Genomic DNA, 15,005 nt, shown 5'->3' with positions numbered 1-15,005 from the left:
ATTTGAACATACGCACAGGGCTCTCTGCCGCACGCCCATTGTCCTGACAGTATTTATCCAAAAGCTCGTTATATATAAAACTAAAATCTATAAGCTCGTTAATCTTGCGCAGCAGATTCTCCTTAGGGACAATCAGATCGTAGAGCCTGGAAAATTCGCTAAACTGGATTTTTTGTTGTTGAAGAAGCATTTTAAAGGCCGTTCTGGTACACCTTTAAAATACAAAAAAAGGAGCAGAAATTATTAATTTCTACTCCTTTTTTCTGACCCAATCTTGAAGGGACTTTTTCAGTGCCCTCATAAACATTGGGCCTTTTCTTTCTATGGTGATTATTTTAGGTTCCCGTGGTTAAAATACCGTGTTGATGAGCCATCAAAAGGTTACGAGATTTTAACCCAGGCCATTTATACACCAAGCAAAACCTTTAAAGTTTTAGTCCGATTTAAAACAGAACATAAACAACAAAATACGGGTTTGGATGTGCCTGTTAACTTTTTAGACAATGTAAAAAGAGAAGGTTACCGGGCAGAGGCAAGCTGGCAATTGAATAATAATTGGCACTTCCAAAACAGGCTAGAGATTTCTCAATATAAAAAAGGTAGTGCCAATAGAGAATTTGGTCATCTCGTTTATCAGGATGTAGACTATTCGCCTATGTTCGCTAAGTTGACCGGAAATGTAAGATTTGCCTATTTCAATACTCCGAGTTATAACAGTAGAATTTACGCCTATGAAGATGATGTTTTATACAGTTTTGCTTTTGGAATGTATAATGGAAGAGGCTTTAGGACTTATGTCAACCTGAAATACAATGTAGTCAAAAAACTAAATCTTTGGGTTCGATATGGATTGTTTATGTACGAGGATGTAGAAACGGTAGGTACTTATCTGGACGAAATTAAGGGCAATAAAAAATCGGAAGTTAAAATTCAGGTACGCTATCAGTTTTAAACAATGTTTAAGTCCGAATATGTTTTTGTCAGGATCCTATTTCCTTTTCTTTTAGGTATCTGCGTTTTTTATTTTTTTCCAAAAAGCGTATATATTCAATTGTGGGCCTCAGTCCTACTTGTTGTTTTATTGAGCATTTTATTGTTGAATATTACCTATAAAAGATTAAATGTATACCGTTACAAGGGAGTCGTTGGTATTTTAATTTTTATACTTTTTCTCAGCCTTGGTAGTTTACTTTGCTTATTCCATAACGAAAGTTTAAACCAAAATTATTTTGCAAAAACGCAGTGCAGCTATTTAAAAGTTTGGGTGAACAATGAACCTCAGCAAAGTAGCAACATCGTACGTTTTAAAGCAAGGGTAGTATCGGGATACCAAAAAGACAAACAGGTCAGGTTGTCCGGGCAGATGCTTCTTGCCGTAAAATTAGATGGTTTAAATCCTATTAAATTAAAGTATGGCGACGAAATCATGATCCCAGCTGTATATACCGAAATAGAGCCTCCATATAATCCTGCAGAATTTGATTTTAAAGCCTGGCTGGGCAGTCAGAATATTTATCATCAGGCTTTTATAGATCAGGAACATATTGTTAACAACAAAAATAACATTGGTATTCCCATTATAAAGATGGCTTTAAACATAAGAGAAAAGCAGGTAGCCAAATACCGAAGCTTGATTAAAAGTGACGAAGCTTTTGCGGTGGCCTCTACCCTTATTTTAGGCTACCGTGCTGATTTAAGCAAAGAAACTTTATCGGCCTATTCCAAAACCGGAACCATTCATGCTTTATCTGTATCAGGAGCACATGTAGCAATTATTTATGTCGTTTTGGATTTTTTGTTCTTCTTTTTGAACAAGAATCGGGCGCTAAGGATTGTGAAACTGTTGTTGATCAGTACTTTGATTTGGGGATATGCTTTGTTAACAGGATTATCACCTTCTGTGGTGCGCTCGGCTGTAATGATCAGCATTTTAATTACGGCTAAAGTTTTATCGAAGCAAACCAACAGTTATAATGTTTTGGCCTTTTCGGCATTTTGCCAGCTGGTTTACAATCCATTTTTAATTTTAGATGTTGGGTTTCAACTTTCCTATCTGGCCGTATTCGGACTAATTTATCTTCAGCCTAAAATTTATAACCTTCTTTATGCTGAACATATTTGGCTAGATAAGTTATGGAGTTTCACAGCTATGTCTTTAGCCGCACAAGTGGTTACGTTTCCACTAAGCATTTACTATTTTCATCAATTCCCACTTTACTTTCTTTTTGCGAATCTTTTTATCACCATCCCATTGGTGTTAATGATGTATTTAGGAATTGGAGTATTAATTCCGGTATTCAGATTTTTAGCTCCGGTTTTCGAATGGATAATAAATTTTACAAATGCCGTATTAAAATGGATTGCCAATTTACCGTATGCTAGCTTTTCATCAATATGGATTAATTTGCCTGAGTTTATATTGTTGAGCCTATCGCTCGGATTGTTTATTTATGCCTTGGCGAAATTTAACAAACGATTTTTGTTCTCTTCCTTAACGTTATTTGTTTGCTATCAACTTTTGATTGTACACAATGATCTAAACGCCTTCCATCAAAGGAAAATTATTTTCTTTTCACTAAGAAAAAACTATGCGGCTGCTTTTATTAATGGAAAAGAAGCTGTTTTGGTTTCAGATTTAAGCGACGAAGATAAAAATTATAATTTTTCTGTTGTTCCGGCATTAACGCAATTACAGGTAGACAAAATACGTTTTATTAGTTTCAGCAAAGATACCGTTTTAGGGCAGTTCGTATTAAAGAACAACCAAATTTCCTTTTTTAATTATAAGGTGCTGTTGATTGATGAAAACCTGAATGATAAAAATATAAGCGGAAATGCCACCTTTTCAAGTATCTGGTTAAGTGGGAATACTAAATTTAATTTAGCGAAAATGGACCTTGATATAAAATATAAAACTGCAATAATCGATGCTACTAATAAAGATTATAAAATCCAGATCTTAAAGAAGTGTATGGAGAATAATGATATAGATGTACATGTTTTAAAGAAAAATAAAGCATATTTGGTGCAACTAACCCAATAACATGGAAAATCTGGTTTTATATCAGGTTGCTGAAAGAATAGCAACGATAACTATCAATAGGCCCGAAAAAAGAAATGCGCTAAACCCTCAACTTATCGCTGAATTAACTTCTGCATTTATAAAAGCATCTGAAGATGATCTGGTAAAAGTGGTAATATTGAATGCAAATGGCGATACTTTTAGTGCTGGAGCCGATTTAGCATATCTTCAGCAATTACAGTACAATACATTTGAAGAGAATGTAGCCGATTCTAATCATCTAAAAAAACTCTTTACAACCATTTATTATTTACCAAAAGTGGTTATTGCACAGGTAGAAGGTCATGCCATTGCCGGCGGCTGTGGTTTGGCCACGATATGTGATATTGTTTTTGCGACCCCTGAAAGTAATTTTGGTTATACTGAAGTGAAAATTGGTTTTGTACCTGCTATTGTTTCTTGCTTTTTAAAACAAAAGGTGAGTGAATCCATCGCTAAGGAAATTTTACTAACTGGAAAAATCTTTTCTGCTGAGCAGGCATTGAAATATAATTTGATAAATTTTGTAACAAATTCATTCGATATTCATCAAATGGTAAGAGAATTTGCACTAAGTTTGTGTAGCGGGAGCTCTGGTAATTCGTTAATGATTACTAAACAATTGATTACGCAAACAACCAATCCCCTATTGGAAAAATGCTTGGAAACTGCCGTACAGATAAATGCCCGTGTAAGGGAGAGTGAAGATTTTAAAAAAGGAATCTCTTCATTTTTAAACAAAGAAAAAATTAATTGGTAAAAAAACTAAACTGAAATAAAAACATGTTCAAATCAATCAAAACCAGCGTTATAGCTTTAATTTTAGTAAGTACTGCTATAATTGCCCATGCACAAAAGAAAATTGCTGAAGGTACCTTGGTATTTGCAGTAACTACTAATGGTACAACAACCGACATTAAAACTAAATTTAATGGTAGTTTAACCAAAATAGAAATTGAAAATGGCCCTGCCATGGTTAACATCATTTCGAACACGGCAGATAAAAGCGGATTATTATTAATTGACGTTCCTGTAGCTCAAAAGCAGTTTGCAGTAAAGGTGAGCAAGGCAGAAACAGAAGCACAAGAAGCTTTATTGCCAAAATATTCTGATTACAAAGCAACTGGTGAAAAACAGACAATTGGTGGGTTTAGTGCTGAAAAATATACCTATAAAGATGACAAAGGCGGAGCTCATGAATTATGGGCAACAAAGGATGTTGATATTGCTGCAATTACCAATGGTGGTTTCTTTAAAGGTTTGGGGGCACTTCCTGTAAAATATTCGGCACCAATTAATGGTGTAAATTCAGATCTGGTTTTAAAATCTCTTTCTGAAGCTAAAGTAGGTGCCATTAGCACTGAAATTCCTACTGGTTACGAAGTAGTAACTATGGACGAATTGAAAGCCATGCAAGGTGGTGGTGAATAATTAATCAGTTCCAGATAATTTACAGCTTTTTAACTGCAGGCTTTTTATTTAAATTAGCCCGAAAGTTGAAAAGCTTTTTTTATGTCCAAAAACTATATATGATTAAAAGATTATTATTAAGATTATCAATTGCTTGTATAGCATTATGCGCGCTAATTGATGCAAAAGCTCAAAATATTAATTGGGCAAAAGACGGTAACTCCTATTATCAGAATATTGGTGGCGAAATCGTTTCAATAACACTTCCTAAAAACGATCGTAAAACCGTTATATCAAGGGGGTTATTAACACCTGCGGGAAAAAATGATGCTATTACTGTAAGAAGTTTCCAGTTATCGGATGATGGTTCGAAAGCACTAATCTACACCAATAGTAAAAAAGTTTGGCGTTACGATACGCGTGGAGATTATTGGCTAGCAGATTTAACTTCCAATAAAATCACTCAAATTGGAAAAGATAGACCAGCTTCATCACTAATGTTTGCTAAGTTATCGCCCGATGGCAGCAAGGTTGCTTATGTAAGCAAACATAACCTGTATGTAGAAAATATCGATGGAACTGGTGCAAAGGCCTTAACCACTGATGGTACAGACCGAATGATTAACGGTACTTTTGATTGGGTTTATGAAGAAGAATTTGATTGCCGTGATGGTTTTAGATGGAGTCCGGATGGCAAATCTATTGCTTATTGGCAGCTTGATGCAACGAAGATCAAAAATTTCTTAATGATCAATAATACAGATTCTATTTATCCATATACCATTCCTGTAGAATATCCAAAGGTGGGCGAAAATCCATCGGCTTGTAAAGTTGGTGTGGTTGATATCGCAACAGCCAAAACAAACTGGCTAAATGTTCCTGGTGATAATATTCAGCACTATATTCCACGTATGCAGTGGGTACCTAACAGTAATGACATTATTTTACAACAGCTTAACCGCGAGCAAAACGAAAGTATAGTATTCATTTGTAATGCGAGTACAGGATCGGCAAAAGCAGTTTATACCGAAAAAGCTAAAGCGTGGATTGATGCACAGGATGAATGGAAATGGTTAAATGATAATAAAGAGTTTACAATTGTATCTGATAAGGATGGTTGGAACCACTTGTATAGAATCAATTTGGATGGAAAAAAAGAAACATTGGTTACTAAAGGCAATTATGATGTGATTGATGTAAAATTGATCGATGTAAAAAATAACATGGTTTATTTTCTGGCATCACCAACAAATGCCACTCAGAAATATCTATTTAAAACCAAGTTAGATGGAAAAGGTAAATTAGAACAGGTTACACCTTCGGTTTTACCAGGAACACATAATTACGATATTTCTCCAAATGCTGCTTTTGCACGCCATTCATATAACAGTTCGCTTGTTGAGCCAATTACAGAGTGGATGAACTTTACTACAGGGAATCCATTTACAATGGACGGGAGCATTACTACACAATTAGCTAAGCAAGCGGCGACTAAAAACAAAGTTGAGTTTTTTAAAGTAACTACTGAAGATGGTATTGAAATGGACGGTTGGATGAAAAAACCTGATAATTTTAATCCAGATAAGAAATACCCAGTAGTATTTTATGTTTATGGGGAGCCTGCTTCAGCTACAGCATTAGATACTTATGGTGCAGGAAGAAACCGTTTATATGCCGGTGATATGGCTAAAGATGGTTATATCTATATTTCAATGGATAATAGAGGTGCACCCCTTCCTAAAGGGAGTGTATGGCGCAAAAGTATTTATAAAAATATTGGGGTCATCAATGTCCGCGATCAGGCGATGGCCGCTAAAAAACTATTGGCTACTCATGCTTTTATGGATAAAGACCGTGTTGCCGTTTGGGGCTGGAGTGGTGGCGGTTCATCTACTTTAAACCTGATGTTCCAATATCCTGAAATTTATAAAACAGGTATTGCAATTGCAGCGGTTGGTAACCAATTAACCTACGATAATGTTTATCAGGAGCGTTATATGGGTACTCCTTTCCCAAGTAAAGAGGCATATGTTAAGGGTTCTCCGATTACTTATGCTAAAAACTTAAAAGGCAATTTATTATATATTCACGGTACTGGCGACGATAACGTACATTATCAGAATGCCGAAATGCTGATTAATGAGTTAATTAAAAACGGAAAGGTTTTTCAATTGATGAGTTATCCAAACCGCACCCACAGTATCTCTGAGGGCGAAGGAACTGGCAAACATTTATCCTTAACTTACACTAAGTTTTTAAAAGAAAACTGCCCTCCAGGAGCCAGATAGAAAAATTTAAAAGCAGCTTTCGGGCTGCTTTTTTTATGCAATAAACATTTGAATAAGCATAGCCGTTGCAATGGCTATTCCAAAGCTTAACAATGTTCCGATCAGTACATATTCAGTTAATTTAAGGTCGTGTGCTTCTTTTAAATCGCCAAACCGAAATATGGATTTGGCTGCGAGTAAAAAGCCAACGGCTTCGAAATGATTGGTTAGGATAAACAAGAAGATCAGCACTCTTTCCAGTATCCCGATATACTTACCTGCATTTTGTAGCGACTGCGGGCTGTCTGGTTGGTTATCAGGAAGCCATTTGGCAATAATTACCCGCATCACAATAGATGTGGGCATCGTTAGAAATAAAGCTCCTGCAATTAAAACCCAGGTTTTGGTTTCATTAAAAAAACTGATGTTTAAACTTCCTTTATAAAAAAAGTGCCACACTACTACTATCGAAGTAAAATGCAGAACCTGATCAACAAAAAACAGTATCCGTGCATTTTTTTTGGTCTGAAAGATCGATTTTAAAGCGTCAATCACAAAATGAAGCACTCCTATTGATAGTGCTACCTTCCAAACGCCAAAGTTTAAGAAAATAAGAAATATCAAAGCTACGTGGATAACCACATGCAAATAGAGCTTTATTGATTTTAATTTTTTCCTTTCTTTATCTTTTACCCAAGCATTTGGTTGTAAAAAGAAATCTCCAATTAAATGGACAAGAATAAGCTTGATTAAATAGATATCCATTATTTTAAAATCATTTGGTTCAATTTTTTACGGTAAAGCCTGTCCATTTCCATAATTTCGGTATAATGTGCCCGCTTTAAAGCTTCGCTTACTGATGATTGCGTTCGGCCCGAAATAGCCGCCAGTTCGCTTTGTAACAGGTTATTGTTCTCTAAAGCAAGTTTTACCATTTCGGCAGCTACAACTCCCCAGCTATCCATTGATATGAGCGAAAGCTTTATTAAGACATTAATTTCCTCATCAAAATCAGCAGAATCAGTTTTAATGGCTAAATTAACCTTAGCCTGTTTTAAACTGTCAAATGCCGCTCCTGAATTTACAAAAGCATCTCCGCTGGATTCTGAAAGTTTTTTCCGTTTGTTTTTGATATCTCCAATTCCAATGCCCATCCTTACATCTGCAGGTTTATTTATCCTGATAGATGCTTTTAGATAAGCAGCAGCCCTGATGGCATTTTCTGGCTCAACTTCTACCTGAAAACTATCCCCCCGGTAAATCTCCCACTTGCTATTCTGATCGGAAACTACTTTTAAAGCGGTTTTTAAGCTTAATAACCAGCTATCTTTAATCTTCCTTGAGCCTACAATATCACCTGTTATAATGCAAATCATATTACAATATCGAACTTATTATTCATATTTCAAAACTAATATCGGCTAATTAGCCGATATTTCTGTTTATCGGGTATTTAGCCGATATTTTAAATTATCGGGTTTTTAGCCGATATTGATCTAAAACTAATCAATAAATTTATTGTTTAGTAGCTATGGCATTAATAGAATTTACCAAAAGAGGAATTTACTGTAAGCAGGGCGATTTTTATATAGACCCCTGGTGGCCTGTAGATTATGCAGTTACAACGCACGGACATAGCGATCATGTGCGTTTTGGAAATAAATACTATCTCTGCCATACCTTAACCAAGCCTATCATCAAACGCAGGATCAGCGAAGATTTGAATGTAGAAACATTGGAATATGGAGAAAGCATTATCCGCAATGGAGTGAATATTTCATTTTTTCCTGCCGGACACATTATCGGATCTGCTCAGGTACGTTTAGCTTATAAAGGTGAAATTTGTGTCATCTCTGGTGATTATAAAATTGAAGATGATGGCATTACCACACCCTTCGAGCCTGTTAAGTGCCATTCTTTTGTTTCTGAGAGCACTTTTGGTTTACCTGTTTACAAATGGCAAAAGCAAGAAGTTGTTTTTAATGGCATTAAGAGTTGGGTGAGCGATAATATTATACAGCAAAAAACAAGTGTATTAATTGCCTACAGTTTGGGCAAAGCACAACGTTTAATTAAAAATTTGGCTGGTGGTATTCCTATTTACGTACATAACAGTATTGCTAATCTGAATGAAGTGATTATTGATGCAGGTGTAAAGCTTCCAAAAACCATCAGAATTACTCCTGAAACTACTAAGGATGAATTACAGAAAGGTATTGTAATTGTGCCACCTGCCATGAGGGATAGCCGCTGGATCAAAAATTTAGCTCAGCCCGTAACAGGTATTTGTTCTGGTTGGATGCAGGTGCGGGCACACCGCCGTTGGCAAAGTGCTGATGCCGGCTTTGCACTGAGTGATCATGCTGATTGGCCTGGCTTAATGGAAGCTATTACTGCAACCGGAGCGGAAAAAGTATATGTTACGCATGGTTTTACGGCTGCCTTTAGTCGGTTTTTAAATGATGCAGGTATAGAAGCTGCTGAAGTGTTAACCAAATTTGGGCAAGAAGATGATGAAGAAAATAAAGTAGATCTAGTTGATCAAAACGAAAATAAATAACGATGAAACGTTTTGCCCAATTGATCCAACAGCTCGAACTGAGCAATAAAACCAACGATAAAATTGCGGCATTGGTTAATTATTTTAACCATGCCGATGATAAAGACAAGGTGTGGGTTATCGCATTGTTTACAGGTAAAAAACCTAAAAGACCAATTAAATCAGCCCTGCTTAAATACTGGGCCATAAACATTACCGAAACGCCAGAATGGTTATTTGCCGAAAGTTATGCCAATGTTGGCGATTTAAGCGAAACCATCGCCCTATTATTGCCGCCTGCCGAAAACACCTCAGATTTTCAATTGCATAAATGGGTTGAAGATTTGCATGATCTGGAAGGTAAGGATGATGAAACTAAAAAAGAATTTATTCTGAGTGCATGGAATAAACTTGAAACACAGGAACGTTTTATTTTTAACAAATTGATTTCTGGAAATTTCAGGATTGGTGTTTCCAATAAAATGCTCGTGAATGCGCTGGCTAAACAAAGCAGTTTAGATAGCGCCCAGATTATGCATAGCATTATGGGGAAATGGAATCCTTATGAAATTACTTTTCACGAACTGATAAATGGTATCCATGTGAATACCGATAATTCCTGGCCTTACCCCTTTTGCCTTGCCTATGCCTTAGAGCAGGAACCAGAGAAATTAGGTAATATTTCTGAATGGCAGGCCGAATGGAAATGGGACGGCATTCGCGGGCAGATTGTAAAACGGAACGGAGAACTCTTTATCTGGAGCCGTGGCGAAGAACTGGTTACAGAACAGTTCCCCGAACTGCATTTTATGATCGATGTCTTGCCTGATGGTGTGGTTTTAGATGGCGAAATACTTGCTGTGCAGGATAAACAGGTTTTATCATTCAGTACGCTGCAACAACGTTTAAATCGCAAAACGATTAGTAAAAAACAATTGGAAGATGCACCCATTGGCTTTTTTGTTTATGATATTTTAGAATATGAAGCCGAGGATTTTAGAGAAGAACCTTTAAGTATAAGACGAAAAACACTCGAAGGGTTGATTGGTGGTTTAGCTGAAAGTCCGGTGATGATTTCTCCGGTAATCAATTGCCATTCGTGGGAAGAATTGGCCAAATTAAGACAAACATCTCGATCGATTAACAGCGAGGGGATTATGTTGAAGAAGTTGACCTCTCATTATCATAGTGGACGAAAACGCGGCGATTGGTGGAAATGGAAAATCAATCCCTACACGGTTGATGCGGTAATGATTTATGCGCAAAAAGGAAGTGGCAGAAGGGCTAATTTTTTTACCGATTATACCTTTGCTGTTCGTGATGGCGAAAATTTAGTCACGATTGCAAAAGCCTATTCAGGCTTAACAGATAAAGAAATTAAAGAAGTAAATGGCTTTGTAACCCGTAATGCAATTGAGAAATTTGGCCCGGTACGTACCGTAAAACCCGAACTGGTTTTTGAAATTGCATTTGAGGGAATTGCTGAAAGTAAACGGCATAAAGCAGGCTTAGCGTTGCGCTTTCCACGTATATTGCGGTGGCGAAAAGATAAAAAAGCCGATGAAATTAATACTTTGGAAGATTTGAGGCAGTTACTGCAATCCACTTTGTAAGGGAATCCATGTCCTGTGTCATCACAGGCCATCGAGATTAAAATTTAATAATTTCGGTCTGTGAGAACGCAGACCGAAGAAATAACAGGCTACTGACAGGTTTGCCCTACGATTTTAAACCCGACAGCAGCGATACCCTTTTTTGTTATGGATAAATTAACATTTAAAGGTAATTACAAAAAAGGTAAAGTGAATGGCGGGACTGCTCTAACCGAAGCATTACTGTTATTGCTTTTCAAGAAATAATTAGAAAACCCATCAAAAGCAGCGATATTTAAGCATGGACCAAACCAAAACCAAAGGTTATAAAAAGATAAAAGCCTGGCTAAAGACCAATAAACGCAAGCCTTTTCAGTTTCAGGAAGATGCCTGGCAGTATTATTTGGATGGTTATAGCGGTTTGGTAAATGCGCCCACAGGTTTCGGAAAAACCTTTTCCTTATTTTTGGCAGTGGTTATTGAGGCTCTAAATGCATCAGAGGCTAACAATAAAAAAGCGAAAGACCGTTTACAGTTAATCTGGATTACCCCACTCCGCTCCCTGGCCAAAGATATTGCAAGGGCCATGCGCGAAACTTTATTGGAGCTGGAGTTGGATTGGCACGTAGGTGTGCGTAATGGTGATACCTCTCAGGCAGAGAAATTGCAGCAGAAAAAATCGATGCCCGAAATTTTGTTGATTACGCCAGAAAGCCTGCACTTGTTACTGGCGCAAAAAGGCACTTCAACTTTGTTCAAAAATCTTAAATGTATTGTTGCTGATGAATGGCATGAACTTTTGGGTAGCAAACGAGGCGTGTTGGTGGAGTTGGCCGTATCGCGGATTAAAGGCTTACAAAAGTTAGAGAAAAATCAGTTTTTAAGAATTTGGGGGATTTCTGCCACTATTGGTAATATTGAAGAGGCACTGGATGTACTCGAACCCAATATGGAGGCCAAACGGATTATTGTTAAAGCCGATTTGGAAAAGAAAATCCTAATCAAATCAATTTTACCCGATGATATCGAAACATTGCCCTGGGCTGGGCACTTGGGTTTAAAGCTAGCCTACAAGCTTTTACCGATTATTGAAAAAAGTAAAACCACTTTAATTTTTATCAACACCCGCGGACAATCGGAAATGTGGTACCAGCATTTGTTGAATATCGAACCCGAACTAGCCGGAAGGATTGCCATACACCATGGATCGATAGATTTCGAACTCCGTAACTGGATTGAAGATGCCTTACATACCGGACAGCTTAAAGCTGTTATTGCTACTTCATCGTTAGATTTAGGCGTAGATTTTAAACCTGTTGATACTGTTGTTCAGGTGGGCTCGCCAAAGGGTGTTGCCAGGTTCTTGCAAAGGGCAGGCCGCTCGGGCCACTCCCCTCACGAAACCTCTAAAATATATTTTTTACCAACACATGCATTAGAACTGGTTGAAGCAGCAGCGATTAAAGAAGCAGCAAAAACAAACAATATAGAAAGCCGTGAGCCCTTTATTATGGTATTTGATACCTTGGTTCAATATTTGGTTACGCTGGCCATAGGTGACGGATTTGATGATAAAATCATTTACGAAGAGATTAAGAACACCCATGCTTTTAAGCTTATCCTTCCTGAAGAATGGACCTGGGTAATGCAATTTATTACTTCAGGTGGAGATAGTTTAAGTGCCTACACCGAATTTAAGAAAGTGGTTAAAGACGAAGATGGGCTATGGAAAGTAAAGAGCAGACAATTGGCTATGCGACACCGTTTGCATATTGGAACAATTGTAAGTGATGCCATGTTAAAAGTTAAATTCCTCTCTGGTGGTTACATCGGCATGGTTGAAGAATATTTTGTTACCCGATTAAAAGCTGGCGATAATTTCCGTCTGGCTGGCAGGGTTTTAGAATTTATTCAGGTAAAAGATATGACTGTTGTGGTGAGGGTAAGTAAACAGAAAAATGCGATCTCTCCGAGCTGGAATGGTGGCCGCTTACCCCTTTCTTCCAATTTAGGGTCAGTTTTACGGAAGAAATACAATGAAGCATTGGATAAAACACATCAGGATGAAGAATTAGATGCCGTGTATCCGCTGTTTCTATTACAGGAAAAACGTTCTCATGTACCCAAAAATGATGAATTACTGATCGAACTCATTAATAACAAAGAAGGTTTTCATCTCTTTGCCTATCCATTTGAAGGTCGTTTGGTACATGAGGTTTTGGCGGCCCTGGTTGCCTATCGTTTAAGTAAATTGTTGCCGATCAGTTTTTCTATTGCCATGAACGATTATGGTTTTGAACTTTTGAGTGAAACAGAAATTCCTATGGACGAATCAATTGCTTATGAGGTTTTTTCGCCTGTAAATTTAACCGAAGATATTATGTTGAGTATCAATTCAACTGAAATGGCAAGACGGAAATTTAGGGATATTGCCTGCATTTCCGGACTTGTTTTTCAGGGCTACCCAGGTAAATATGTAGCCAATAAGCATCTCCAGGCATCTGCTGGTTTGTTTTTTAATGTTTTTACCGATTATGATAAACATAATTTACTTTTGCGACAGGCATACGATGAAGTTTTTTACCAACAATTGGAAGAGCCAAGATTGGCGGCAGCATTGGATCGAATTCAGCATGGAGCAATTGTAATCACCAATCCTAAAAGTTTTACACCGCTGTCTTTCCCGATTAAGGTAGATAGCCTGCGTGAAAATATGAGCTCAGAAGAATTGGAGCAACGGATTATACGGATGAAAGCGGAATCAGAGAAAATTAAATAAATGCATCTTCTTGGATCTGTCGGGATTTAAAAGATCCTTCGATAGGCTCAGGATGACAATAAAGCGAAATAAATGAACATTACAAGCCAGGGTGAGGAATTGATTTTAGATAAAGAAAGGGCTTTGTTTTTACCTAAATATCAGCTTTTAGCCATAAGTGATCTGCATTTGGGTAAATCTGCGCACTTCCGTCAGGCCGGTTTGCAAGTCCCTTCTACCATTGCCCAAACAGATCTTCAACGTTTAAGTTTATTGATTAAACAATACGATCCTAAAACATTGCTCATTAATGGAGATATGTTCCACCATGGTTTAAATACTGATATTGATGAATTTTCTGTATGGAGAAAACAATACCAGGAGCTTAATTTTCTATTGGTAAAGGGGAACCATGATAGACTTTCAGATGCCAATTATGCTGCAATGAATATCGAAATACATGAACCTAGTTTTTGCCTGGGGCCATTTTGCTTTATTCATGATGCTCCAAATGGTATGGAAGAAGAATTATACCCCATCAGCGGCCATATCCATCCAGGTGTAACCATTGTGGGCAAAGCCAAGCAAAGATTAAAATTCCCATGCTTCTATTTTGGTAAAGACTACGCCGTTTTGCCAGCTTTTAGTTTGTTTACCGGACTTTATACAGTTTATCCGAAAGCAAACGAACGCATTTTTGCAGTAACGCCTAAAAATGTAGTAGAAGTTTAGGCGTGTGCATCAATTACCTGTTTCAACTGCGATGCCTGTAAAACACCGCTTTTTCTCCACACCTGTTTTCCGTTTTTAAAGAGGATTAAAGTAGGTACACCTTGAATATTAAAAGAAGCAGCAGTTGGTTGATTCTTATCAATATCTACTTTAATGATAGAAACAGCATCGCCAACCTGAGATTTTAACTGCTCCAAAATCGGCTTCATCATTTTACAAGGACCGCACCACTCGGCAAAAAAATCAACAAGAACAGGTTTGTCACCGTTAATTAAATCTGAAAACTTAGCCATGATATTTATGTTTATTTAGAAACAACGATGCAACACTTTGGTTTTAACCAAAGACTTGAGTTTGGCTATTTACTAGTCAAGAAAAAAAAGTAGCCGTAAATTTGGTTTTACGGTTATTTTTTTTGATTTTTACATCTAGTTATACAACTAGATATGGGATATCCAACCAAAGTACAGGTTATAAAAAGAAAGACAAGCGAGCAGTGGTATGTTAATTTCCCCTCAGCTGTCGCCCAGGCAATCGAGTTCAAGCAGGGCGAGGTTGTGGAGTGGATTATCGATGACAACCAGCGACTGATCCTTCAGAGAAGCGATGAGTCCGTTGAGGACCTTAAAAAAAAACTCCCCAAGAA

At 37.3% G+C, this 15,005-nt stretch carries 13 protein-coding genes and 1 pseudogene; 10 read left to right on the top strand and 4 right to left on the bottom strand.

Annotation, left to right across the window (positions count from 1 at the left end; all coding sequences use genetic code 11):
- Nucleotides 1-190, bottom strand: a pseudogene (locus EYS08_RS25060) (IS5/IS1182 family transposase); the annotation flags it as partial.
- Nucleotides 191-274: 84 nt separating this feature from the next.
- Between EYS08_RS25060 and EYS08_RS25055 the strand changes: the two are divergent.
- The 5 genes from EYS08_RS25055 (at nt 275) to EYS08_RS25035 (ending at nt 6,759) form a co-directional block, all read left to right on the top strand.
- On the top strand, nt 275-952 hold the full coding sequence (locus tag EYS08_RS25055) for a hypothetical protein (protein ID WP_208745950.1): 678 nt from the start codon (nt 275-277) through the stop codon (nt 950-952).
- A gap of 3 nt (nt 953-955) precedes the next feature.
- Nucleotides 956-3,043, top strand: coding sequence for a ComEC/Rec2 family competence protein (locus EYS08_RS25050; RefSeq protein ID WP_131032634.1), 2,088 nt, complete (start codon nt 956-958; stop codon nt 3,041-3,043).
- A 1-nt stretch (nt 3,044) separates the two neighbouring features.
- Complete coding sequence (locus EYS08_RS25045) at nt 3,045-3,821, top strand: enoyl-CoA hydratase/isomerase family protein (RefSeq protein WP_131032633.1); 777 nt, start codon at nt 3,045-3,047, stop codon at nt 3,819-3,821.
- Between the two features lie 23 nt (nt 3,822-3,844).
- Entirely contained in the window at nt 3,845-4,492 is a 648-nt protein-coding gene (locus tag EYS08_RS25040) for a DUF4412 domain-containing protein (RefSeq protein ID WP_131032632.1), read from the top strand.
- Nucleotides 4,493-4,590: 98 nt separating this feature from the next.
- Nucleotides 4,591-6,759, top strand: coding sequence for a S9 family peptidase (locus EYS08_RS25035; RefSeq protein ID WP_131032631.1), 2,169 nt, complete (start codon nt 4,591-4,593; stop codon nt 6,757-6,759).
- Between the two features lie 33 nt (nt 6,760-6,792).
- Here the strand turns inward: EYS08_RS25035 and EYS08_RS25030 are convergent, their stop codons facing one another.
- Both EYS08_RS25030 and EYS08_RS25025 read right to left on the bottom strand, forming a co-directional pair.
- Entirely contained in the window at nt 6,793-7,503 is a 711-nt protein-coding gene (locus EYS08_RS25030; RefSeq protein WP_131032630.1) for a DUF3307 domain-containing protein, read from the bottom strand.
- On the bottom strand, nt 7,503-8,114 hold the full coding sequence (locus EYS08_RS25025) for a SatD family protein (RefSeq protein ID WP_131032629.1): 612 nt from the start codon (nt 8,112-8,114) through the stop codon (nt 7,503-7,505). The genes EYS08_RS25030 and EYS08_RS25025 overlap by 1 nt, the downstream gene beginning before the upstream one ends.
- 155 nt (nt 8,115-8,269) lie before the next feature.
- On the opposite strand from EYS08_RS25025, the gene EYS08_RS25020 reads away from it, so the two are divergent.
- From EYS08_RS25020 to pdeM, 4 genes are all read left to right on the top strand, one after another.
- Complete coding sequence (locus EYS08_RS25020) at nt 8,270-9,298, top strand: ligase-associated DNA damage response exonuclease (RefSeq protein WP_131032628.1); 1,029 nt, start codon at nt 8,270-8,272, stop codon at nt 9,296-9,298.
- Between the two features lie 2 nt (nt 9,299-9,300).
- Nucleotides 9,301-10,890, top strand: coding sequence for an ATP-dependent DNA ligase (locus EYS08_RS25015; RefSeq protein WP_131032627.1), 1,590 nt, complete (start codon nt 9,301-9,303; stop codon nt 10,888-10,890).
- A gap of 280 nt (nt 10,891-11,170) precedes the next feature.
- Nucleotides 11,171-13,648, top strand: a complete 2,478-nt coding sequence (locus EYS08_RS25010; protein WP_131032626.1) for a ligase-associated DNA damage response DEXH box helicase — start codon at nt 11,171-11,173, stop codon at nt 13,646-13,648.
- 72 nt (nt 13,649-13,720) lie between these two features.
- On the top strand, nt 13,721-14,359 hold the full coding sequence (gene pdeM, locus EYS08_RS25005; protein WP_131032625.1) for a ligase-associated DNA damage response endonuclease PdeM: 639 nt from the start codon (nt 13,721-13,723) through the stop codon (nt 14,357-14,359).
- On the opposite strand, the gene trxA is transcribed toward pdeM, so the two are convergent.
- Entirely contained in the window at nt 14,356-14,652 is a 297-nt protein-coding gene (gene trxA / locus EYS08_RS25000) for a thioredoxin (RefSeq protein ID WP_131032624.1), read from the bottom strand. The two genes, pdeM and trxA, sit on opposite strands and share 4 nt — an antisense overlap.
- 153 nt (nt 14,653-14,805) lie before the next feature.
- Here trxA and EYS08_RS24995 point away from each other — a divergent pair.
- The coding region (locus tag EYS08_RS24995; RefSeq protein WP_131030944.1) for a hypothetical protein at nt 14,806-15,005 on the top strand (200 nt) is incomplete at its 3' end.

Origin of the sequence: Pedobacter kyonggii (assembly GCF_004310665.1) — a bacterium.
GTDB lineage: Bacteria > Bacteroidota > Bacteroidia > Sphingobacteriales > Sphingobacteriaceae > Pedobacter > Pedobacter kyonggii.
This window is presented reverse-complemented; position numbering and strand designations above follow the sequence as displayed.

Bases quoted from the DNA above. Each gene is read 5' to 3' on its own strand.
- EYS08_RS25035 (WP_131032631.1), top strand. From the start codon at position 4,591: ATGATTAAAAGATTATTATTAAGATTATCAATTGCTTGTATAGCATTA.
- trxA (WP_131032624.1), bottom strand. From the start codon at position 14,652: ATGGCTAAGTTTTCAGATTTAATTAACGGTGACAAACCTGTTCTTGTT.
- pdeM (WP_131032625.1), top strand. From the start codon at position 13,721: ATGAACATTACAAGCCAGGGTGAGGAATTGATTTTAGATAAAGAAAGG.
- EYS08_RS25010 (WP_131032626.1), top strand. From the start codon at position 11,171: ATGGACCAAACCAAAACCAAAGGTTATAAAAAGATAAAAGCCTGGCTA.
- EYS08_RS25050 (WP_131032634.1), top strand. From the start codon at position 956: ATGTTTAAGTCCGAATATGTTTTTGTCAGGATCCTATTTCCTTTTCTT.
- EYS08_RS25025 (WP_131032629.1), bottom strand. From the start codon at position 8,114: ATGATTTGCATTATAACAGGTGATATTGTAGGCTCAAGGAAGATTAAA.
- EYS08_RS25015 (WP_131032627.1), top strand. From the start codon at position 9,301: ATGAAACGTTTTGCCCAATTGATCCAACAGCTCGAACTGAGCAATAAA.
- EYS08_RS25030 (WP_131032630.1), bottom strand. From the start codon at position 7,503: ATGGATATCTATTTAATCAAGCTTATTCTTGTCCATTTAATTGGAGAT.
- EYS08_RS25040 (WP_131032632.1), top strand. From the start codon at position 3,845: ATGTTCAAATCAATCAAAACCAGCGTTATAGCTTTAATTTTAGTAAGT.
- EYS08_RS25045 (WP_131032633.1), top strand. From the start codon at position 3,045: ATGGAAAATCTGGTTTTATATCAGGTTGCTGAAAGAATAGCAACGATA.
- EYS08_RS25020 (WP_131032628.1), top strand. From the start codon at position 8,270: ATGGCATTAATAGAATTTACCAAAAGAGGAATTTACTGTAAGCAGGGC.